The sequence below is a fragment of the Roseomonas sp. TF40 genome, from assembly GCF_057219975.1.
The window spans coordinates 17,067-37,889 of the sequence record NZ_JBXVVR010000014.1 but is presented as its reverse complement, the minus strand read 5'-3'; the positions used below and the strand labels follow the sequence as shown (position 1 = coordinate 37,889).

20 protein-coding genes and 2 pseudogenes are annotated in these 20,823 nt (G+C 71.4%); 16 read left to right on the top strand and 6 right to left on the bottom strand.

Features of this window, described 5'->3' with window-relative positions; all coding sequences use genetic code 11:
• The 3 genes from AC2D9U_RS24075 to AC2D9U_RS24065 are packed head-to-tail and all read right to left on the bottom strand — an operon-like array spanning window position 1 to window position 2,365.
• Window positions 1-156 (bottom strand): hypothetical protein, encoded by a 156-nt coding sequence (locus tag AC2D9U_RS24075; protein WP_484754142.1) that lies wholly within the window; start codon window positions 154-156, stop codon window positions 1-3.
• Entirely contained in the window at window positions 153-1,484 is a 1,332-nt protein-coding gene (locus AC2D9U_RS24070) for an amidase (protein WP_484754139.1), read from the bottom strand. The genes AC2D9U_RS24075 and AC2D9U_RS24070 overlap by 4 nt, the downstream gene beginning before the upstream one ends.
• Complete coding sequence (locus AC2D9U_RS24065; RefSeq protein WP_484754137.1) at window positions 1,481-2,365, bottom strand: isocitrate lyase/PEP mutase family protein; 885 nt, start codon at window positions 2,363-2,365, stop codon at window positions 1,481-1,483. Before AC2D9U_RS24065 ends, AC2D9U_RS24070 begins: the two co-directional genes overlap by 4 nt.
• Before the next feature lie 85 nt (window positions 2,366-2,450).
• Here AC2D9U_RS24065 and AC2D9U_RS24060 point away from each other — a divergent pair, with 85 nt between their 5' ends.
• Genes AC2D9U_RS24060 through AC2D9U_RS24045 form a run of 4 tightly spaced genes read left to right on the top strand, consistent with a single transcriptional unit; the run spans window position 2,451 to window position 6,102 of the window.
• Window positions 2,451-3,230, top strand: coding sequence for an IclR family transcriptional regulator (locus tag AC2D9U_RS24060; protein WP_484754135.1), 780 nt, complete (start codon window positions 2,451-2,453; stop codon window positions 3,228-3,230).
• Window positions 3,227-4,513, top strand: coding sequence for a 3-isopropylmalate dehydratase large subunit (locus AC2D9U_RS24055; RefSeq protein WP_484754133.1), 1,287 nt, complete (start codon window positions 3,227-3,229; stop codon window positions 4,511-4,513). Before AC2D9U_RS24060 ends, AC2D9U_RS24055 begins: the two co-directional genes overlap by 4 nt.
• Window positions 4,514-4,571: 58 nt before the next feature.
• Window positions 4,572-5,093 carry a 3-isopropylmalate dehydratase small subunit gene (locus AC2D9U_RS24050; RefSeq protein ID WP_484754131.1) on the top strand — a complete coding sequence of 174 codons (522 nt, stop codon included), beginning with the start codon at window positions 4,572-4,574 and terminating at the stop codon, window positions 5,091-5,093.
• Between the two features lie 16 nt (window positions 5,094-5,109).
• The gene (locus AC2D9U_RS24045; protein WP_484754129.1) at window positions 5,110-6,102 is read left to right on the top strand and encodes a Bug family tripartite tricarboxylate transporter substrate binding protein; all 993 of its coding nucleotides are present in this window, start codon (window positions 5,110-5,112) and stop codon (window positions 6,100-6,102) included.
• Between the two features lie 353 nt (window positions 6,103-6,455).
• Here AC2D9U_RS24045 and AC2D9U_RS24040 read toward each other — a convergent pair.
• A pseudogene (locus AC2D9U_RS24040) lies at window positions 6,456-6,704 on the bottom strand (transposase); the annotation flags it as partial.
• Between the two features lie 206 nt (window positions 6,705-6,910).
• Here AC2D9U_RS24040 and AC2D9U_RS24035 point away from each other — a divergent pair.
• Window positions 6,911-7,420 (top strand): SgcJ/EcaC family oxidoreductase, encoded by a 510-nt coding sequence (locus AC2D9U_RS24035; RefSeq protein ID WP_484754127.1) that lies wholly within the window; start codon window positions 6,911-6,913, stop codon window positions 7,418-7,420.
• 6 nt (window positions 7,421-7,426) lie between these two features.
• Here AC2D9U_RS24035 and AC2D9U_RS24030 read toward each other — a convergent pair whose 3' ends face one another.
• Window positions 7,427-8,170, bottom strand: coding sequence for a Crp/Fnr family transcriptional regulator (locus tag AC2D9U_RS24030; RefSeq protein WP_484754125.1), 744 nt, complete (start codon window positions 8,168-8,170; stop codon window positions 7,427-7,429).
• Window positions 8,171-8,529: 359 nt separating this feature from the next.
• Here AC2D9U_RS24030 and AC2D9U_RS24025 point away from each other — a divergent pair, with 359 nt between their 5' ends.
• From AC2D9U_RS24025 to AC2D9U_RS23975, 11 genes are all read left to right on the top strand, one after another.
• Window positions 8,530-9,456 carry an ABC transporter substrate-binding protein gene (locus AC2D9U_RS24025; protein WP_484754122.1) on the top strand — a complete coding sequence of 309 codons (927 nt, stop codon included), beginning with the start codon at window positions 8,530-8,532 and terminating at the stop codon, window positions 9,454-9,456.
• Window positions 9,453-10,406 carry an ABC transporter substrate-binding protein gene (locus AC2D9U_RS24020; protein ID WP_484754120.1) on the top strand — a complete coding sequence of 318 codons (954 nt, stop codon included), beginning with the start codon at window positions 9,453-9,455 and terminating at the stop codon, window positions 10,404-10,406. The genes AC2D9U_RS24025 and AC2D9U_RS24020 overlap by 4 nt, the downstream gene beginning before the upstream one ends.
• A gap of 323 nt (window positions 10,407-10,729) precedes the next feature.
• Window positions 10,730-10,906: a hypothetical protein gene (locus tag AC2D9U_RS24015; protein WP_484754118.1), complete on the top strand. Its 177-nt coding sequence runs from the start codon at window positions 10,730-10,732 to the stop codon at window positions 10,904-10,906.
• Window positions 10,903-11,889 (top strand): ABC transporter substrate-binding protein, encoded by a 987-nt coding sequence (locus AC2D9U_RS24010; RefSeq protein ID WP_484754116.1) that lies wholly within the window; start codon window positions 10,903-10,905, stop codon window positions 11,887-11,889. The genes AC2D9U_RS24015 and AC2D9U_RS24010 overlap by 4 nt, the downstream gene beginning before the upstream one ends.
• Window positions 11,886-12,833, top strand: a complete 948-nt coding sequence (locus AC2D9U_RS24005) for an ABC transporter substrate binding protein (RefSeq protein WP_484754114.1) — start codon at window positions 11,886-11,888, stop codon at window positions 12,831-12,833. Before AC2D9U_RS24010 ends, AC2D9U_RS24005 begins: the two co-directional genes overlap by 4 nt.
• A gap of 5 nt (window positions 12,834-12,838) precedes the next feature.
• Complete coding sequence (locus AC2D9U_RS24000) at window positions 12,839-13,801, top strand: ABC transporter substrate-binding protein (protein WP_484754112.1); 963 nt, start codon at window positions 12,839-12,841, stop codon at window positions 13,799-13,801.
• On the top strand, window positions 13,798-15,741 hold the full coding sequence (locus AC2D9U_RS23995; protein ID WP_484754110.1) for a sensor histidine kinase: 1,944 nt from the start codon (window positions 13,798-13,800) through the stop codon (window positions 15,739-15,741). The genes AC2D9U_RS24000 and AC2D9U_RS23995 overlap by 4 nt, the downstream gene beginning before the upstream one ends.
• Window positions 15,738-16,133, top strand: coding sequence for a response regulator (locus AC2D9U_RS23990; RefSeq protein WP_484754108.1), 396 nt, complete (start codon window positions 15,738-15,740; stop codon window positions 16,131-16,133). Before AC2D9U_RS23995 ends, AC2D9U_RS23990 begins: the two co-directional genes overlap by 4 nt.
• Window positions 16,130-17,368 (top strand): adenylate/guanylate cyclase domain-containing protein, encoded by a 1,239-nt coding sequence (locus AC2D9U_RS23985; RefSeq protein ID WP_484754106.1) that lies wholly within the window; start codon window positions 16,130-16,132, stop codon window positions 17,366-17,368. The genes AC2D9U_RS23990 and AC2D9U_RS23985 overlap by 4 nt, the downstream gene beginning before the upstream one ends.
• The gene (locus tag AC2D9U_RS23980; protein ID WP_484754104.1) at window positions 17,365-19,494 is read left to right on the top strand and encodes a SulP family inorganic anion transporter; all 2,130 of its coding nucleotides are present in this window, start codon (window positions 17,365-17,367) and stop codon (window positions 19,492-19,494) included. Before AC2D9U_RS23985 ends, AC2D9U_RS23980 begins: the two co-directional genes overlap by 4 nt.
• Window positions 19,491-20,141: a hypothetical protein gene (locus AC2D9U_RS23975; RefSeq protein WP_484754102.1), complete on the top strand. Its 651-nt coding sequence runs from the start codon at window positions 19,491-19,493 to the stop codon at window positions 20,139-20,141. The genes AC2D9U_RS23980 and AC2D9U_RS23975 overlap by 4 nt, the downstream gene beginning before the upstream one ends.
• Window positions 20,142-20,519: 378 nt before the next feature.
• Here AC2D9U_RS23975 and AC2D9U_RS23970 read toward each other — a convergent pair.
• Window positions 20,520-20,665 (bottom strand): annotated as a pseudogene (locus AC2D9U_RS23970) (IS3 family transposase); the annotation flags it as partial.
• Between the last annotated feature and the right edge of the window lie 158 nt (window positions 20,666-20,823).

Genomic DNA, 20,823 nt, shown 5'->3' with positions numbered 1-20,823 from the left:
TCATTCATCCCCAAGCTCTCCCTTGTTGGTCTGTCGCTCCGGTGCCGGGTTCGCCGGGCGGAGTTCCTTGGGCCAGTCGCGCGGCAGGCGCGCGCCGGCGGCTTTCATCGCGGCCGCCAGTTCGGTGGCGCGCTGCGCATCACGATCGCGGATCATGCCGGCCTCCGGTCGCGCCAGGGCGTCCCGGCCTCATAGGCCATGCCGAGGCGGAACAGCGCGGCCTCGCCGCCCGCGCGCGCCATGGCATGCCAGTGCAGCGGCAGGCCGGCGGGGGTGAAGCCGTTGCATTGCACCAGCGCGGGCAGGCCGGCGAGGCTCGCGGGGGTGAGCATGGTCTCGCTGGTGTAGGCCGTCGATTCCGGCTCGACGCCGAGCCGCGGCGGGACGTGCAGCGCGCCGAGGGAAAGGATCACGTCGTGGTCCTGCCATAGCGCCTGCATCGCCTCAGTGAAGGCGCGCCGGAAACGCTGGGCCGCGAGATAGTCGACGGCGCGCACGCCGATGCCCGCGAGCAGCTTGTCGCGCAGCGCGGCGCCCATGAGGTCGGGGCTCTCGCGCAATTCCTTTTCATGGATCGCGGCGGATTCTGCGGCGCCGATCAGCCGCGCGGCGTCGAGGCAGGTGGCGGCCGGCCAGGGCAGGGCGATGTCGCGAAGCTCGGCGCCGAGGCGGGACAGCACGGTCAGCCCGTCCTCGAGCGCGGCGGCGAGCTCGGCGTCGGGGGCAGGGAAGCCCGGGCCGGGATCGCGGAGCACGCCGACGCGCAGGCCCTTCGCGCCGGCCTGGCCGGCCTCACGCAGCTGCGTGCCGGCCAGCGCGTCGCAGACCATGGCGGCGTCCTCGGCGGTCCAGGCGATCGGGCCGGGACGGTCCATCGAGAAGGTGTTGGGCAGGAAGCCGTCCAGCGGCAGGATGCCGGGCGTCATCACCACGCCGCAGCAGCCCGTGGCGGCCGCGGGCAGGCGCACCGATCCCGTGGTGTCGGAGCCGACGGCGAACAGCGCCATGCCTGTCGCGACCGCGACGCCCGCGCCGGTGGAGGACCCGCCGGTGAAGCGCGCGCTGTCCCAGGGATTGCGCGCGGGCGGGAAGGGCAGGTCGAAATGCTCGGCGCCGGTACCGGTGCCGTATTCCCAGGTCGCCAGCTTCCCGATCAGCACGGCACCGGCCTTGCGCGCCCGCGTCACGATCGGCGCATCGGCCGTCGCGACACGCCCGGCGCGCAGGCGCGAATTCGTCGTCGCGGGCAGGCCGGCGACGTCGGCGTTGTCCTTGATGCCCCAGGGAATGCCGCCGAGCGGGCCGCGCCGCGGCGCCTCCGCCGCGCGGCGCGCACCGGCCTCGTCGAGGTGATGGACGGCGTGCAGCGCGCCGTTGCGCGCGGCGACGACGGAAAGGCAGCCGTCGAGCAGCGCGGCCGGCGTGGTCCGTCCGGCGTCGAGCGCGGCGAGCGCCTCGGCGAGGGTAGTTGGCGCGGCGCTCATCCCGCCATCCACCGTGCTTCGGTGGCCATCGCGGCCTCGGTCCCGACGATGCCGTCGCGCAGCGCGGAGGGCGCGAGGTCGCCCGCGATGGCGCGGCTGTCGCCGCTCTCCAGCAGGGTCGCGAAGGCGCGTGTCATGCCGGCGATGGCGGCGCGCTGCGCGTCGCCGGGATAGATCACGATCCGCACGCCGATGGCGGCGAACTCGTCCAGTGCCATCGGCAGGCCGCGCGCGGCCATGCTCGCGTTGAACAGCAGCGGCGCCGGGGCCAGGCGCTCCGCCATGCGGCGGATGGCATGTGCGTCCTCGAGCCCCTCGACGAAGGCGATGTCGGCGCCGGCGGCGAGATAGGCCTGCATGCGCGACAGCGCGGCCTCCTCGCCCTCGGCCTTCAGCGCGTCGGTGCGCGCGATCAGCAGCGGGCCGCCTTCCGGGCGGGCCTCGCGCGCGGCGCGCAGCCTCGCCAGCATCTCGTCGCGGGGGACGACCTGCACGCCGTCCAGCAGGCCACAGCGCTTGGGGAAGGGCTGGTCCTCCAGGTGCAGCGCGGCAACGCCGATCCGGGCGAAGCGGCGCACGGTCTGCGCGACATTCAGCAGCCCGCCATGGCCGGTATCGGCGTCCGCGATCACCGGCGCGTCGCCCGCGCCCTCCACGATTTCCGCGATTCGCGCCGACATCTGCGACAGGTCCAGAAGGCCGAGATCGGGCTGCCCGGCCGCGCGCGCGATCGCGCCGCCCGAGGCATGCAGCGCTGCCGCCCCCGCATGGACCGCAAGCCGCGCCGACAACCCGTCCCACACGCCGGGCGCCAGCACCGGGCGGTGCTGCGCGGCGCGCATCAGCGCGGCGAGACGCGCGGCGGGACTGGTCGCGGCCATCGACTCTCCTCGGCGCAGGCACGGACGGGCTTCTTGCCGTCGGGCGCGATGTTCGATATGACGAACAACGTTCGGAAAAGCAAGCATGCCGCCAGCCCCGGTCAAATCCGCGACGCGCGCCCTGGATGTCCTGGAACTGCTGGCCGCCCAGCCGCAGCCCCTGGCGCATGGCGAGATCGCGCGCGCCCTGGCCATGCCGAAATCCAGCCTGACGGAGCTGCTCGCGACGCTGGAGGCGCGCGGCTATGTCGCGGTGGAGGCGGAGCGCTACCGGCTGGGCCCCGCGCTGCTGACGCTGGCCGGCACCCTGCTGCGGCGGACGGATGTCGCGCGCATCGCGCAGCCGATCGTGGCGTCGCTGATGCTGCGCACCGGCGAATCGGCCGCGCTGGTGCTGCGCCAGGGCACGGAGGTGGTGGTGGTCTGCAAGGAGAATTGCGACCAGCCGATCCTCTATTCCCAGCAGCTCGGCCAGCGCGGGCCGGTCAATGCGTCGGCCGGCGGCAAGGCGCTGATGGCCTTCGCACCGCAGGCGGAACGCGAGGCCTGGCTGGCCTCCGGCGCGTTGTGCCGGGTGACGCCGCATTCCGTCACCGACCCCGCGGCGCTGCGGCGCGAGCTGGACGCGGTTGCGCGTGGCGGCATCGCCTACAGCCGAGAGGAGATGGTGCCCGGCATCGTCGCGATGGGCCTGCCGGTCTTCGATGCATCCGGCGCGCCCTGCGCGGGCGTGTCGGTCGGCGTGCCGACGGTTCGCTTCGACAAGGCGCGGGAGAGGCGCGTGGCCGACGCGCTGCGCGCCGCGGCGGCGGAGATCTCCGCCGCCATGGGCCACCGCATGGACAGGAGGGGAGCCGCGGAGTGACGGGCGGACAGACCATCGCCGAGAAGATTCTTTCGCGCATCTGCGGCCGCCGGGTCGTGGCGGGCGAGATCGTGATGCCGGAGGCCGAGCTGGTCACGGTGCATGACTGGTACACCGTGAACGCCTTCCGCACGCTGGAGGAGTTCGGCGTGACCCGGCTGCACGATGCGTCGCGCGTGCTGCTGGTGACGGACCACGAGCCGCTCGCCGTCTCGCCCCAGGCCTTCGCGCGACAGCAGGCGATCCGCGGCATCGCGTCGCGCTTCGGCGTCGCGCATCGCGAGCCCGGCCGCGGCGGCCTCGGCCATGTCTTCCCGGTCGAGGAAGGCATCGTCGTCCCCGGCATGTTCGTCTTCGCCTACGACCCGCATGTCACGAATTTCGGCTCGGTCGGCGCGCTCGGCATCGCGGTGCTGACTGAGATTCCCGAAGTGCTGGCCTGTGGTTCCGCGTGGCTCGCCGTGCCGGAGACATTGCGTGTCGACATCACGGGCCAATTGCCCTTCGGCGTCTTCGCGCGCGATGCCGCGCAGAAGCTGATCGGCTCGCACGACGCCGCCCTGTTCGAGGATGCGGTCGTCGAATATGGCGGGCCGGGCCTGGCGGCGCTGCCCATGGATGCGCGGCACACGCTGTGCAACACGCCGGTCGAGCTCGGCGCCGTGTCGTCCGTCGTGGAGCCGGATGCGCGATGCCTGGACTACGTCCGCGCGCGGTCGCGCCGGCCGATGCACCCGGCGCTGCCGGATGCCGATGCGGCGTATCGCGCGCGCGTGACGCTCGACCTCGCCTCGCTCGCGCCGCAGGTCGCGCTGCCGCCGACGCCCGACAACGTCGTGGACGTGACCGAGGTCGCGGGACGCCCGATCGAGCACGCCTTCATCGGCTCCTGCGCGTCAGGCATGCTGGACGATCTTCGCGTGGCGGCGAGCGTGCTGCGCGGGCGCCAGGTCGCGCCCGGCGTGCGCTTCATCGTGACGCCGGCGACGCAGCAGGTCGCCGCCGACGCCGCGGCCGAGGGGCTGATCGAGGTCTTCATGCGCGCCGGCGCCATGGTCACCGCCCCGGGCTGCGGGGTCTGCGCGGGCGGGCGGATCGGCGGCGTCGCGGCGGGCGAGCGCTCCATCGGCACCGGCACGCGCAACGAGCCGGGCCGGCTCGGCGCGCATGAGGCGGTGCTGCACATCGCGGGGCCGGCCACCGTCGCGGCCTCCGCCATTGCCGGCGCCATCGCCGATCCGCGCCCGCTGCTGCGGGACGCCGGCTGGAAGGAGGCTGCTTGATGGCCGCCGATTCACGCTCCCGTGCGCTGCGCGCGCTTCACCGATCGGAGGCCGCGTGATGGACCTGATCATGCGCGGCCGCGCCTGGGTCTATCCCGACAACGTCGCGATCGACGGCGACCTGATGGCACTGGAATGGGCGCTGAAGCGCGAGACGCGGCCGGAGGTGCTGAAGGACCACGTCTTCGCCGGCCTCGATCCGGATTTCCCGAAGCGCGCGCGCCCTGGCGACATCGTCGTCGGCGGTCGGCGCTTCGCGCAGGGCAACGCGCATATCCAGGGGATGATCGGGCTGAAGGGCTGCGGCGTGGGCCTGGTGGCGGAGAGCATCCCGATCGGCTCCTTCCGCAACGCGCTCGCCGCCGGGCTGCCGGTGCTGCCGCGCTGCCCCGGTGTGCGCGCGATGTTCGAGAACGAGGACGGGATCGAGGTGGATTTCGTCGCCGCGCGCATCCGCAACCTCACGCGCGGCGTCGAAGCAAGCTTCGCCCCGCTCGCCCCCCATCTGATCGAGATGCTGCGCGCCGGGGGCTGGGGGCCGATGTTCCGCCGCCGCCTCGACGCGATGGCCGCCGCCTGAAACCGGGAGAAACGACATGACCTCGATGCGCCTACCTCGCCGCGCGCTGCTGGGTGCGGCCGCTGCCTCGCTGGCGACGCCCGCCTTCGCGCAGGCCTATCCGTCGCGCGCCGTGCGCGTCGTCGTGCCCTTCCCGCCGGGCAACACCAGCGACATCCTCGCCCGGCTGGTGGCCGAGGAATTGCAGCAACGCCAGGGCGTGACGGTGGTGGTGGAGAACCGCGCCGGTGCGTCGGGCGCGCTCGGCGTGCAGGCGGTGACGGGCGCGCGGCCCGATGGCTACACGCTGCTCTGCACCACGCAGTCGCCGCTGGTCGTCAACCCGCCGCTGACGCGCAACCTGCCCTACGACCCGATCCGCGACCTGGCGCCGATCGGCGTCTTCGCGCGCAACGGCTTCGTGCTGGTCGTCGCGCCGGACTTCCCGGCGCGCACCATGGCGGAGGCCGCGGCGGTGCTGCGCGCCGCACCCCCGGGCCGCTTCACCGCGGCCAATCCGGGCCTCGGCACGATGAGCCACCTGGCGATGGAACTGCTCGGGCTCTCGCTCGGGACGAAGATCGAATCCGTGCCCTATCGCGGCAGCGCGCAGGCGCTGACCGACCTTGCCGCGGGGCGCGTCAACCTGATGATCGACGGCTTCGCCTCGGCCGTGCCGCAGGCGCGCGGCGGCACGGTGCGCGCGCTGTCGCTGATCCAGCCGCAGCGCTCCGAACTGGTGCCGGAAGTGCCGGGCCTGGCGGAGAGCGGCGTGCCGGAACTCGCCGGCATCGAGGCGCTGTCCTGGACGGCGATGCTCGCGCCGGCCGGCACGCCGCCCGAGATCGTGACCTGGTGGGTCGAGGCGCTGCGGCGCGTGATGTCCGATCCCGCCGTCGCGCGGCGCCTTGCGCAGACTTTCATCCAGGCCTTCCCGCCGGAGGCGCCGACCGCCTTTGGTCAGGAGATCGCACGCGACCTCGCCAAGTGGACGCGCGTGGTCCGGGACGCCCGGATCGAACCGCAATAGCGACTGTTCGCGCCGCTGCGCGTCGCCGGCGGCACGGTCACCACAAGACAGGGCACGCCGCGGCCACCTCGTGATTCCCCGCGTCGAACGCGTTCGCAGCCGCGCCGGCTTCCCGATCGTGTTCGTGCGGGATCCCCCCTGGCCTTGACCGTGGACCCGAAACTGGTTGGCCCGAGGGGAAAGCGTCCGGGCTTCACGAGCAGCCCTTCCGGGCCGCCTTGGCAGCGAATTCCTGCGGCGTCAGCTGCCCCAGGGCAGCGTGCGGTCCACGAAGCCATGCCCGCCGATGAATCACGACCGCCCGCGTCGGCTCAACACCAGAGAGTCAGCCCTTTGTGCGCTGGGTATCAGTTTTTTCCCGGCAGCTCCTTCAACGCTGAGATAGCCAGCGCCGATTCCGCCAGCAGCTTCTTCAGACGCCGGTTCTCGTCCTCCAGCGCCTTCAGCTTCTGCGCGTCCGATACCTCCATGCCGCCGGACTTCGATTTTCAACGGTAGAACGTCTGCTGGCCGACGCCGTGCCGGCGACAGACATCCTCCGTCGTCGCACCGGCCTCCTGCTTCCGCAGTACACCAAACATCTGCGCTTCCTCATCGTCCATCTCCTGCCGGGGACGGACTCTTACCCGGATCGAGGCATCAGGCAGGGGCAGGTCAGACTCATCTTCCGACTCATCTTCCGACCTGGGCGGGACTCCCTGAGCCTTGCGATGTGGTGCCATTTCGCACAGCAGGGCGCGCTGCCGGGGGCGAATGTTGCGCTCGAAGGCTGACCTTCCCGGTCGGCCGGAGCGGTGGAAACACAATCATGAATGCCCTGCGAACAGTCATCCTTCATGCTTCGGCCCGCAAGCTTGCGACGGCCGTACCGAGGTGCCTGCGTTGCGCGATGCTCACGGCCTTCCTGCCGATGCTGCCCGCTGCGGCGCAGGAGAGTCCTGCTGCCGCCCTGCAGGCCTGGGCCGTCGCCTATGCCACCAATGAGGGTCCGGTCGCCGCGCAGCTCTATACGAGCGATGCCAGGCTGTGGGGCAGCGTCAGCCGAACGCAGACGGTGGGGCAGGGCGCCATCGCCGAGTATTTCGGTCGTGTCCGCCCCGGCGCGGCCGAACTTGATGTGCGCTTTGGCGAGCATACTCTCCGCCAGATGACGCCCGACACAGCGATTGCCTCTGGCCATTACACTTTCGTTCGTATCCGCTTCGATGGGTCGGAACAGCTGGAGCCGTCGCGCTTCTCGATGACACTGGTTCGCGGCGCTGATGGCGTGTGGCGCATCGCCGACCATCATTCTTCCCGTCTCCCGCCGGCGAATTGAGCGGCGTCAATCGGCGTTCACCTCTGCCAGCGCCTGCTCGAGCATCGCGGGCTGGCGGATGATGAGCGCCCCGCGTCCGCGTGCGAGAACGCCCGCACGCAGAAGCCTCGCCACTTCGCGTGAGACGGCCTCGCGCCGTGCGCCGATGCGGTTTGCGATGATCTGCTGCACCGGCGGCGGGGAGATCAGCCTCGCGCCCCCGGCCTGGGCGGGACCCGCGGCACGCAGCAATTCGGCGTAGAGGCGGTGGCGGATGTCGAGCGTTGTCAGTTCCAGCATGCGGCCGTTGATCTCTCGCACGCGATGCACGAGCACCTGCATCAGCCGTCGCCCGAGCGCCGGGACCTCTGCCAGCAGAGCCATGAACGCCGGGCCGGACATGCGGCAGATCAGGCTGCGATGCAGAGCAACGACACTGGCAGAGCGCGGCGCGCCGTCCACCGCCGCCATCTCGCCGAAGAAGTGCCCGGCGTGGATGTCATCCAGGATCAGCTCTCGCCCACCGGCGGTGCGCAGCGCCACCCGCACGGTGCCGGTATGGACGAAGAAGACGTCATCGGAAGGGTCGTCGAAGTCCAGCAGCAACTGGTCGGGCTCCGCGTTTAGCCACTGCGCCCGTGCCGCATAGCGCTGCGCGACCTCGGGCGGGAGGCCGTCGAAGAAAGGCAGTGCCGTAAGGCTGCGGGAAGCGCGCCCGCTCGGATCCGGCACAACGGCCCGGCCCGTGTCGCCTTGGTTGCGCGCTGCCATCGCCTCGTCTCCTGTGCCTGCCGAGCCTCTGCGAAGCCGCCGCCAAGCGATGTGCGAAATAGCACATCCTCGCACGGCTGGTGATGGCATCCTGCGTGGCAAGGTGTTCCACTCAAGCGCAGGATCCATGCCGATGACGACCCGCCTGCCGCGACCCCTGGGCGCTTCCCCGATGCCAGCTGCGCCCATCGGGACCGGCCGATGACACCGCGCGGGCTACGCTGCCGACGGCGCGGCGGGACGGCAGGGGGGCATTCCGCATGAAGGCCGATCGACTTCGTTTCTGTCCCGCCGGGGACAAGGTGACGAGATCCGGCCTGCCCAGGCGTCGCGTAGCCGCGGCGCTGATGCTGGCCGCGATGCCGGCGCCCGTCGCCTTCGCGCAGGGCCAACGGCCCCTGCGCATCGGCTACATCGTGAACGGGCCCGAGCGCACCCTCTTCGAGGAGAAGTTCGAGCAGGGCATGCGCGAGAATGGCTATGTGCTGGGCCGCAACCTCGCCATCGACTATCGCCACCAGCTGCGCCCGGACCACGACCTCAGCGAGGTCATGCGCGAGTTCGTGGCGGCGCGGGTGGATGCCATTGTCGCCTCCACGCGCGGCGGCGTGCTGGCCGCCCGCGCCGCGACCACGACCATCCCGATCGTCTTCGGCGCGACGCGCGATGCGATCCAGGATGGGTTGGTGCACAGCCTCAGCCGGCCGGAGGCCAACGTCACGGGCCAATCCTTCCATGCTGGCGAGCTCTCGGCCAAGCGCGTGCAGCTGATGCGTGACGCCTTCCCCCGGGCCGACAAATTCGCCGTGATCTTCAACCTCTACTACCCGTCGCAGATCCAGATCGAGGAAGCCGCGCGTGCCCAGGCGGCGCTGGGCATCGAGCTGGTGTTCCAGGGCATCGCCGTTCCCGAGGGGCTTGATGCGGCCTTCGCGGCGCTGAAGCGCGAGGGGGTGGCGGCGCTCTTCGTGGTCTCCGACGTCTCCACCATCACCAACCGCTTCCGGCTCGGCGAGGTCGCGTTGCGCCACCGCATGCCGATGATGATGTCGAACAAGCGCTACCTGACGGGCGGCGCGCTGATGAGCTACGGCCCCGACATCAGCGAGGGTTTCCGCCGCGCCGCGCGACAGGTGGTGCGGGCGGCGAACGGCACACCGATCAACTTCCTGCCGGTCGAGAACCCCACGGATTTCGAGCTGGTGATCGACCAGCGCGCGCTGCGGGCGCTGGGCGTGGAGATCGCGCCCGCCGTGCTCGACCGCGCCGACGAGGTCATCGAGTGAAGCGGCGTTTTCTCCTCGCACTGCCGCTGGCCATGCCGGCACGGGCGCAGGGCCGCGTCGCCCGGCTGGGTCTGCTCTCCTCCGGGCAGATTTCGATCGACCAGTTCCGCCAATGGGGCCTGCCCGAACTGGCACGGGAGGGCTTCGTGGAGGGCCGCACGCTGGCGCTGATCGCCCGTTCCTCGGATGGCGATGCCGCACGCCTCGCTTCGCTGGCGGCGGAGATCGTCGCGGACCGCCCGGATGTGGTGATCGCGGTCTCGAACCCCGCCGCGCACGCGATCCGCCAGCGGGACGCGCAATTGCCCATCGTCATGGGCTTCGCCGGTACCGACCCGGTGACCGATGGGCTGGCGGCGAGCCTCGCGCGGCCCGGCGGCAGCGTCACCGGTGTTGTGATGCTGGCCGAGGAGCTGGACCTCAAGCGGCTCGAGTTGTTGCGCCTCGCCATGCCGCGGGCCCGGCGCATCGGCTTCCTCGCCGGGGCCACCTTCGTGCCTGCGCGGGTGCCGGCGATGGTGGCGGCAGCAGAGCGCATGGGGGTGGACCTGGTGCCGGTGAGTGCCGGCGGGCCAGCGAGCTTCGGTCCTGCCTTCGCCGCCCTGCGGGCGGCCGGGGTGGAAGCGCTGGTCATCGCCTCCTTCCCCGGCTTCTCGACCCACGCGGCGACCTTGGCGGGGCTGGCGCGGGAGGCCGGGCTGGCCACGATCTGCGAGTGGAAGTCCATGGCCGAGGCCGGCTGCCTGCTCAGCCACGGCCCGGTGAATGAGGAGCTGCGTCGCCAGGTGGCGCGCCATGTCGCGCGCATCCTGCGCGGCCAGCCGCCCGGCGAGATCCCGATGTTCCAGCCCGAGCGCTTCGAGACGGTGGTCAACCTCCGCACCGCGCGCGAGATCGGCGTGGAGGTGCCGCCTCTGGTGCTGGCCTCGGCACAGGAGGTGATCGAGTGATCGCGCGGCGCATCCTGTCTGCCGCCACCCCGGCCGCCCCCGCAACTGCCCGTGCGCAGGCGCGGCGCCGCGCTGGCGGCCGAACTCGTCGCCTCGCGGGCACGGCCAGGCGGCAACCTGACCGGCGCAGCCAAGACTGCGAAGCTGCTTTGGCGCGAAAGGCTCGCGATGCTGCGCGAATTGCTGCCCGAGGGGCGCCGCGCCGTCGCGCGGCTCGAAAACGCCGGTCATCCCATCCATGGCCGCACCGCTCCGATGTCCTGGCCCAGGCGGAGCGGCTCGGCTTCGAGGCACGTATCGTGTTCTCGCCAATGATCGCCGGAATGGCCTCCTTCGGCGTCACCTCTGTGGACTGCATCCTGCGCGGCGTGCAGCGGACCGAGCTGCCCGTCGTACTGCCAATGTGCAGGGAACCGATACCGAACCTCAACGTCTTGGCGGATCCTGGCCTGTGCGTGCCGCCCCCGTTGCTGGCCGACGCGAAGGAGGTGCTGGATTGATCGCCCGCCGCGCCTTGCCCCTGCTCGCCCTGCCGTCGCTGGCCTTGCCCTCCCTGGCCGTGGCGCAAGCCCGCCTGCGGCGCATCGCCATCATCGTCTCCAGCGCCGAGGGCGACCCGGACGCCATCGGTCGCGCCACGGCGCTGCGCGAGGGGCTGCGCGCCCTGGGCTGGGTGGAAGGGCGCAACATCCAGATCGAGAGTCGCTGGGGGGCCGGCGACATCGCCCGCGCCGAGGCTCATGCGCGCGAACTGGTGGCACTGGCGCCGGACGTCATTGTCTCGAACGGTACGCCCCAATTGGCCGCCCTGGCCCGCCACAACCGCGCCATTCCGGTGGTCTTCGTCGTGGTCGTGGACCCGGTTGGCGCCGGATTCGTGCGTTCCATGGCCCGGCCGGGCGGCAATGTGACGGGCTTTGCCACCTATGAGCCGGAACTTGGCGCCAAATGGCTGGACCTGCTGCGGGAATTCGACCCCGGGCTGCGGCGCATCGCGGTGGTGGGCGATTCCGCCTTTCGAGGCTTCGCCGGGCTGGCGGCGCATGTGCTGTCGCACGCGCCGACGCTGGGGCTGACGGCGCAGACGCTGGAGTTCCGCCTGCCGGAGGAACCCGTGGAAGCCCAGATCAGTGCCTTCGCGAAGGGCGGCGCCGCGGGGCTGATCGCGCTGCCTACCGCGCTCAACCTGCTGGCGCGCACGCGACTGATCGCGGCCGTGGAGGCTTCGCGCATGCCCGCCATCTACCCCTTCCGGCCTTTCGTGGAATCGGGCGGGCTGATGTCCTATGGGTTCGAGCCGCTGGACCTGTTCCGCCGCGCCGCCAGCTATGTGGATCGGATCCTGCGGGGCGAGAATCCCGGGGACCTGCCGGTGCAACTGCCGACGCGCTTCGAGTTCTTCATCAACCGGCCTGCCGCACGAGCCCTGGGGCGTGATTTCTCGGACCTGCTGCTGGCCCGCGCCGATGAGGTGATCGAATGAACCGCCGCGCCCTTCTGGCGACCCCGCTGTTCGCCGCGCCGGCCCTGGCGCAGCGCCCGGCCCGGCGCCTTGGCGCGCTGGTGTTGACGGATCGCGCCGCTTCCTTGCTGCGCGCGCACCTGCTGCCCGAACTCGCCCGGCGTGGCTGGCGCGAGGGCGAGACGCTCAGCCTGGATCTGCACGTGGCACCCGCCCGCGGCCAGCCGGATGCCGCGCGCGCCCTGGTCGCGGCCGCGCCCGATGCCATCATCGCCGTCAGCGCCCCGGCCATCGAGGCCGCGCGCGCGGCCACCAGCCGCATCCCCATCATCATGCATGGCGCCGATTTCCGCCTGCTGGCCGGCACGCCCATGGCGCGGCCCGGCAGCAATGCCACGGGGGTCGCGCTCAACACCGTGGAATCCGAGCTGAAGCGTGCCGAACTTGCCGCCGAACTGACCCCCGAGGCCACGGCCATTGCCGCGCTGTTCTATCGCGGCACGGCCGGGCGGGCAGAGAGGGAGGCGGCGATGCGCCTGGCCGCCACGCGTTCGGGCAAGCGGCTCGACGTGTTCGAGATCGCCTCGGCCAGCGAATTCCCCGCTTCCCTGGCCGCCATGCGCGCGCAAGGCATCGGCGCCGTGGTGCTGGCAGGCACGCCCGAGGCGCTGAACGACATCGGCAGCCTGGCACCGGCCGCGCGCGCCGCCGGCATCGCCACCATCTGCCTCTGGGCGATGATGGTAGAGGCGGGCTGCCTGCTTTCGCACGGCCCCTCTTTCGGTGCGATCTATCAGCGCGTGGCGCACCACCTGGCCCTGGTGCTGCGCGGCGTGCCGCCGGGCGAAATCCCGATCGAGGCGCCCGAGCGCAGCGAGACGGTGATCCATCTGGGCGTCGCGGCGCGCATCGGCCTGACCGTGCCCATCCCCATTCTCGCCCGCGCCGATCTCGTGCTGGAGTGAACGCCATGCTCAGACGAAGTCTGATCGCAGCACCCATTCTGCTCGCCGCGGCCCCCGCCGCGGCCCAACCCACGCGCCCGCCCGCCCGCATCGGCCTGCTGACCGCGCAGCGCGCGGCCAGCATGGAACCCTTCCTGCCGGCACTGCGGGCGGGTCTGGCCGAGGCAGGGCTGGTCGAGGGCCGCAACCTGACCCTGGAGACCCGCTTCGGCGATGACGACCTCGGCCGTGTGCCCGCGCTGATGGCCGAACTGGTCCGGCTGCCGGTGCAGCTCCTGCTGGTGCAGGGGGCGGCCGTGCCGGTGGTGGTGCGCGCCCGCCCCCCCGTGCCCGTGGTCTTCGTGCTCAGCAGCGATCCGGTGGCTGCCGGCATTGCCCCGAGCCTCAACCGCCCGCCCCCGGGCTTCACCGGCCTGACCCTGCTCTCGGCCGAGTTGAACGCGAAGCGGATGGAGTTGCTGCATGAGCTGCGGCCCGGCCTGAAGCGCGTGGCGGTGATCGCCAATCCCGACCATCAGGGCGAGATGCTGGAGCGCGAGCAGACGCAGCGCATGGCCGATCGCCTGGGCATCGCGGTCACGCTGCACCACACGCGCAGCCGCGCGGAGCTGGACGCCGCCTTCCGCGCGATCGAGGCAGAGGCGCTGCTGGTCTTCACCGATGGTTTCGTGCTGCAGAACCGCGCCGACATCGCGGCCTTCGCGCTGGCGCGGCGCATGCCGCTGATCGGCGGCTGGCGCGCCTTCGCCGAGGCCGGCGCGCTGATTGCCTATGGGCCGCGCCTTGCCGAATCCTACCGCCGCTTCGCCCATTTCGCGGACCGCATCCTGCGCGGCACCGCGCCCGAGGACCTGCCGATCGAGCGCCCGAGCGTGTTCGAGCTCACGCTCAACCAGCGCACCGCCGCCGCGCTGGGCCTAGACGTGCCGACCTCGCTCCTCGCGCGGGCGGATCTCGTGATCGAATGACGCGCAGCCTCTCCCTCGCCCAGCGCCTGGCGCTTGCCTTCCTCGGCCTGGTTGCGGGCGTGCTCGTCGTCAATGGCAGCATCTCGATGTATTTCGCCTATCGCGAGGCCACCGCCGCCGCCGTGCGCGTCGAGCAGGAGAAGGCCGATGCCGCGGCCGAACGTGTGGCGCAATTCATCGCCGAGATCGAACAGCAGATCGGCTGGACCACCCGCGCGGATTGGGCGCGCGTGCCGATGGAGCAGCGTCGCTACGACTTCATCCGCCTGCTGCGCCAGGCGCCGGCCATCACCGAGGTGCTCTATGTGGACAGCGCCGGACGCGAAAGGCTGCGCCTGTCGCGTCTCGAACCGGATGCGTTGGACAGCGGGCTCGATCTCACCGCCGATCCGCGCTTCCAAGGAGTGCGCGACAACCGGGTCTGGTACGGCCCCGTCACCTTCCGCCGCGGCTCGGAGCCCTACATGTCGCTGGCCATGGCGCATGCCGGGCGCAATCCGGGGGCGACGATCAGCGAGGTCAACCTCAAGCTGATCTGGGAGGTCATCACCGGCATCCGCGTGGGCGGCACCGGCTATGCCTTCGTCACGGACACCGCCGGCCGACTGATCGCGCATCCCGACATGAGTCTGGTGTTGCGCGAGACCGATCTCTCGGCCCTGCCGCAGGTGGCGGGTGCGATGGCCGGCACGGGTGAACGGGTGAGCACGGCACGCGCGCCGGGCGGCCAATCAGTGCTTTCGGCGCACGCGACCATCCCACGCCTGGGATGGATCGTCTTCGTCGAGCAGCCCACGGCCGAGGCGCTGGCACCGGTCTATGCCGCGCTCTACCAGACCCTGGCTTTGCTTGTCCTCTGCGTGGTGCTGGCGCTGTTCGCCGGCGTGGTGCTGGCGCGGCGTCTGACCGGGCCGATCCGCGCCCTGCAGGCGGGCGCGGAGCGGCTCGGCCAGGGTGACCTCGACCAGCGCATCGCGGTCACCACGGGCGATGAGATCGGCACGCTGGCGCTGCGCTTCAACGAGATGGCCGGCCGCATCCAGGAGGCGCAGGAGACGCTGGAAGCGAAGGTGGCGGACCGCACGCGCGAATTGGCGCAGTCGCTGGAGGATCTGCGCACCGCGCAGGACCGGCTGGTGCAGACCGAGAAGCTCGCCTCGCTCGGCCAGCTCACCGCCGGCATCGCGCATGAGATCAAGAACCCGCTGAACTTCGTGAATAACTTCTCTGAACTGTCCGTGGAACTGCTGGCCGAACTGCGCGCCGCGATGGCGGGCGTCGCGCTGGATCCTGCGCTGCGCGCGGAAGTCGAGGAACTGTGCGCCATGCTGGAGGACAACCTCTCCAAGGTGACCGCGCATGGCAAGCGCGCTGACAGCATCGTGCGCAACATGCTGGCCCATTCGCGGGAGGGAAAGAGCGAGCGGCGGCGGGTGGATGTGAACGCGTTGCTGGAGGAGACGCTGGCCCTGGCCTGGCATGGCGCGCGGGCCGAGCGGCCCGGCTTCAACGTCACCATCGAAAGGCGGCTCGACCCGGCGGTGGGTGAGCTCGATGTCTATCCGCAGGAATTCACCCGCGTGCTGCTCAACCTCTTCGGCAACGCCTTCCACGCCGTGCACCAGAAATCGGCACCGGGCTTCGAGCCGCATCTGCTTGTGACAACCCAGGCCAAGCCGGGCGAGGTGGCGGTGGTGGTGCGCGACAATGGCACGGGCATCCCCGAGGCCGTGCGCAGCCACATCTTCGAGCCCTTCTTCACCACCAAGCCGCCCGGCCAGGGCACCGGGCTCGGGCTTTCCCTGTCGCACGACATCGTGGTGCAACAGCATGGCGGACGCATCGCGGTCGCGACCGAGCCCGGCTCCTGGACCGAGTTCACCATCACGCTGCCGCGCGCGGCCCACCCCCATCCCCCGGTGCAGGAGCGGGCGGCGTGAGCGTGCTGGTGTTGGTGGTGGATGACGAGCCCGACATCGCGGCGCTGTTCCGCCAGCAATTCCGTCGCGATCTGCGCCAGGGCCGCTTTGCCATGGAATTCGCGACCTCCGGACCGCAGGCGCTGGGGCAGATCGCCGCCAGCGCCGGGCGCGACATCATCCTGCTGCTGTCGGATGTGAATATGCCGGGCATGAGCGGCTTCGACCTGCTGGAACGCGCCCAGTCGCTGCGGCCTGATCTGCCGGTGGTGATGATTACGGCCTATGACGACGCGGCCACGCGCGCTCATGCCGCCGCCGCCGGTGCGGCGGGGTTGATCGCCAAGCCGATCGACTTCGCGCAGTTGCGCGCGGAGATCGACCGGCGCCTGGAAGCCTGGGCCGCGCGATGACGAACCTCGTCCTGGTGGTCGATGACGAACCCGACCTCGCGGCACTGATTCTGCAGAAGTTCCGCCGCGAGCGGCGCGAGGGTGAGCTCGCCTTCCATTTCGCCCGGGACGGTGTGGAGGCGCTGGAGCGGCTGGCGCAGGCGAGCGAGACCCTGGTCGTGCTGGCCGACATCAACATGCCGCGGATGGATGGGCTGACCCTGTTGGCCCGGCTGCAGGAGATGGCCGACCCGCCGGCGACCGTGATCGTCTCGGCCTATGGCGACATGGCCAACATCCGCACCGCCATGAATCGGGGCGCCTTCGACTTCCTCACCAAGCCCATTGATTTGGCCGATCTTCAAGCCACGCTCGCCAAGACCTTGCGGCATGTGGCCGGGCGCCGCGCGGCGCAGGCGCAGCGCCTTGCCGCCGAGCGCGCCCAGGCGACGCTGGCCCGCTACTTCTCGCCGAATCTGGCGCGCCGTCTGGCGGATTCGTCGCGGGCGGCGGAACTTGGCGGCCAGCGCCGAGAGCTGACGGCCGGCTTTACCGATATCGCGGGCTTCACGGCGCTGGTCGAGACGCTGGAAGCGGCGGAGTTGGTCAGCCTCCTCAACGGCTACTTCATGGGCATGACCGACATCGTCTTCGCCCATGGCGGCACGGTGGCCAAGGTGATGGGCGACGCCATGCTGCTGTTGTTCGGCGCGCCCGATGATCAGCCCGACCACCCCGCCCGCGCGGTATCCTGTGCGCTTGCGCTCGACGCCTTCGCCGAATCATTCCGGATGCAGCGCGCGGCGGAGGGCATGGCGCTGGGCGTGACCCGCATCGGGTTGAACAGCGGTCCGGCGCTGGTCGGCGATTTCGGCGGGGGACGACATTTCGACTACACGGCCTATGGCGAGACCGTGAACATCGCCGCCCGGCTGGAAGCGGCGAACAAGGCGCTCGGCACCAGGCTGCTGGTTTCCGGAGCTACGGCGGGCGCGATCGCCGGTTTCCAGGGCCGGCCTGTGGGCGATCTCCTGCTGCGCGGCTGTGCCCAGCCGGTGGCGTGCTACGAACCCCTCACACCGGATCGCTTCGCCCAGCCGGCCAATCGGGCCTATCTGGAGGCCTTCGCCCTGCTTGGTGCCGATAATGCCGCGGCACTGGCCGCCTTGGCCGCGGCGCCGGCCGATTCCCTGGCGCTGTTCCACGCGGGCCGGTTGCGCGGCGCCGGCCAGGGCAGGCTGGTCGATCTGCGATGAAGGGCGTCGGGCGCGAGTTCGGCGCCGGCACCAATGCGGGCATTCTTGCCGCGGCGCAGACGCTGACCCACGGCATGATGGCCTTCGCCGCCCTCGGCCCGGCTGGGGCGGCCTTCGGCATGGCGGCCGCGTTGACGGCCTCCGCCCTGGCAGGCCTCGTGGTGGCCTGGCTCGGCAGCAGCCGGCCCCTGATCGGCACGACGACGGCAGCCACGGCGCTGGTGACAGCGGCGTTGCTGCACGGCATGGGGCCGCTGCCCTTGGGGCAAGGCATCGCGCTTGCCATGCTGCTGGCAGTCTTGGGCGGGGCGATCATGCTGCTGCTGGGCCGGGTGGGCTTTGCCCGTCTTGCGGTCCTGGCGCCGACCCCGGTCACCATGGGCATCGCCAATGCCACGGTTCTGCTGGTCCTGGTCGGCCAGGTCCCGCTGATGCTGGGCCACGCGCCAGGGCAGCCAGTCTCGCTGGAGCAGGCGCGGGCCGGCTCGGTCCTGGTGGCGGGTGTCGCCGTGCTGCTGATGCTGCGGCCCGTCCCGCGCCTGCCTGCGCCGCTGGTGGCGCTGGCGGTGGCCGGGGCGCTGCATCACGGGTTGGATGCGGCATCCGTGGCGCTGGGCCCCCTGGTCGGCGTGGTGCCGGGGCCGGAGCAACTGCTTCAGGGCCTTGCCCTGGCCTGGGATGCCGGATTGCCCGCCACGCCTTGGTCCCCTGCGCTTTGGGGCCTGCTGCTGCCGGCGGCCCTGTCGCTTGCGGTGCTCGGCTCCCTGGAGGTGCTGGTGGCTGGCAACGCGCTGCGCGAGGCCTCCGGCCAACGTGCCGAGCCCGGCCGGGACCTGACCGCCGCCGGGCTCGGCATGATGGCCGGGGGTGCGGTGGGCGGGGTGCCGGCCGCGGCGCTGGTTTCCCACAGCATGGCCTGCTGGCGCTGGGGCGGGCGAGGGCGGCTCGCCATGCTGACGCGCGCGGCCATTGCCGGCGCCACGCTGCTGCTGGCGGGGCAGGCCGTGGCCGCCTTGCCCTTCGCCGCCCTGTCCGGCGTGCTGGTGGGCGCGGTGTTGCGGCTGGTGCAGGTGCCGGCCTCGCCCTGGCGAAGCGGCCTCGGCCGGGCACGCCGGGCCGGCGATGCGCTGGTGGTGCTGTCAGTGGCGGGGGCCGCGCTGATCTTCGGCCTGGTCGCGGCGGTGGGCGTGGGCGTGCTGCTGTCGATCCTGATCTTCACGGCCTCCATGGCGACCTCCTCCATCCGGCGGGTGACGCGCAACCCGATCGGACGTTCGCGCATCCGCCGCCCGCCTGAGCAGGAGCGTGCGCTGCGCCAGGCCGGGGAGGCGATCGCGCTGCTGGAACTCGAAGGCGCGATCTTCTTCGGCAGCGCCGAGCGTGTGCTGGTGCAGGCCGAGTTGGAATGCGCCGCCGGGGCCGGCGTGTTGATCCTCGACCTGACGCGCGTGACCCGGATCGACCTGTCGGGTGGGCGGCGGCTGATCGAGGTCTGCCGGGTCGCGCCTGGCCGCGTCCTCCTGGCGCCGCTGCATGGGCAGAGCCGTGCCAGGGCGGAACTGGATGCGCTCGGCCTCTACGCGCGGCTGCCCCCGGGCGCCGCGCAGGCGGACATGCCCGCGGCGGTCGAGGTGGCGGAGGAACTGCTCCTGGCCGATTCGCAGACATTGCAGGAGCCGGCGCCGCGCTCCTCGCGGGAGATGCTGGTCGCGCTTGGCATGCCGCCCTCGGCGGTTGGCGCGCTGCTGGCGCTGTGCATCGAGCAGCGCTTTACCGCCGGCGCCTTCATCCTGCGCCAGGGCGAAGCCGCCGATGCGGCCTATCTGCTGTTGTCAGGCCAGGTGCTGATCAGCCTGCCCACCGGCGAAGGGCGGCCAGCGACGCGCCTCGCGGTCCTCGCACCGGGGGTGATCTTTGGCGAATCCGCACTGCTGGGCCAGTCGCGGCGCAGCGCCGACGCGTCAGCGCGGGGCGATGTCGTGTGCCTGCGGCTCGACGCCGCCGCTGTGGCGCGTTGGCGAACGGAGGCGCCCGGCCAAGCCTGGCACCTGATGGCGCTGGTGGCGCGGCAACTCGCCCTGCATGTCGGCGCGGCCAATGCGGTCATCGACAGGCTGGAAGCATGAAGGGAGCGCCCGCCGGCTTCGCCGCCCTGCTTGCGCAATTGCCCATCGCCGCCGCGGCGCGACGGGCCCTGCATTTCCGCCTGGCCGCGCGGGGGCGGCATTACCACGGGCCGGCACATGTCGCGCTGCTCTGGCGACGTCACCGCAGGCTCGGCGCGGGCAGCTTCCTTGTCCGGCCGCCTTGGGACCGCCTGATCGCCTGCGCTATCGCCTTTCACGACGCAAGCTATGATGGGCGCCGCAACGACAATGAGGCCGCCTCCGCCCTGCTGTGGCGGCGATGCGCCCGCCGTCTCGCGGCGCCGCAGCAGCGGTGGGTCGAGATGACGATCCTGGCGACCGCTGATCACCTCGACGAGGGAAAGCTCCGTGGAACCTCCGGCCGGGCGCGGCTGGCGCGTGCCTGGCTGCTGGACCTCGACCTGTCCCCGCTTGGCGAGCGGCCGGGTGAGTTCGCCGCCAATACCGGACGGCTGCGTCGCGAGTTCGGGCATTTGTCCCAAGCCGCCTGGGATGCTGGCCGTCTGGCCTTTGTCGGGCGCATGGCCGGTGCGCCCAGGGTCTTCCGTACGAGACGCTTGTCGGCGCGCTTCGGCAGCAGAACCCGGGCCAATCTTGTGCGTACCCTGCGCGAGGCTGCGGTCTGAGGCGCAGGACCTTGCTTCTGCCGTTTGTGAGCGTCCCTTCACTCAACGGCACCGCGCTGCTCGACAGCCACCTCCACCACGCCGTCGTCGGGCGCATCAAAGGCACCAGCTATCGCCTCCGTCGCCACGCCGACCTGCTGCCGGACACCATTGCCCAGCGTCGTTGGTACCCATCCGACCCGCAGCCCCGCAGACGCAGGCGACCACCCGAGACACGCATCGCGGCGCCCACAGCCGCAACGGAGCCAAACTGACGAGTTCTCAGCCAGCACTTCTGAGGGAATCGACCTCAGCATTAACAGCATCACGCCTGGCACGAGCCGGCAGCGTCGCTTGATCGCGACGACGGGCCGCAGGCGAGTGACAGGTGGCCTGGACGATCGTCAGACCCGTAAAGCCGATCTTGGCCACGACCGACAGGATCGCCGCCCAGCGCGACAGGTGCTGCGCCTCATGCTCCGGCACCATCCGCATGTCCGCGCTCGAACCTCAGTCGAGAACTTGTTCGTCGTCTTGTCCGCCATCGCTCCGCCCTCTCCGGAGTGGGAGCCCCCGACAAACCCGGGGCGGTTCGCCCCTTTCATCACAAGACCGTGGTGGATGGCCGAGAAAGGCTTGACGCAACCCGCAAACTGCCGGCCGAAGCGGGGCGACGCAAATATTTCAGCCTTCCGCTTTTCAC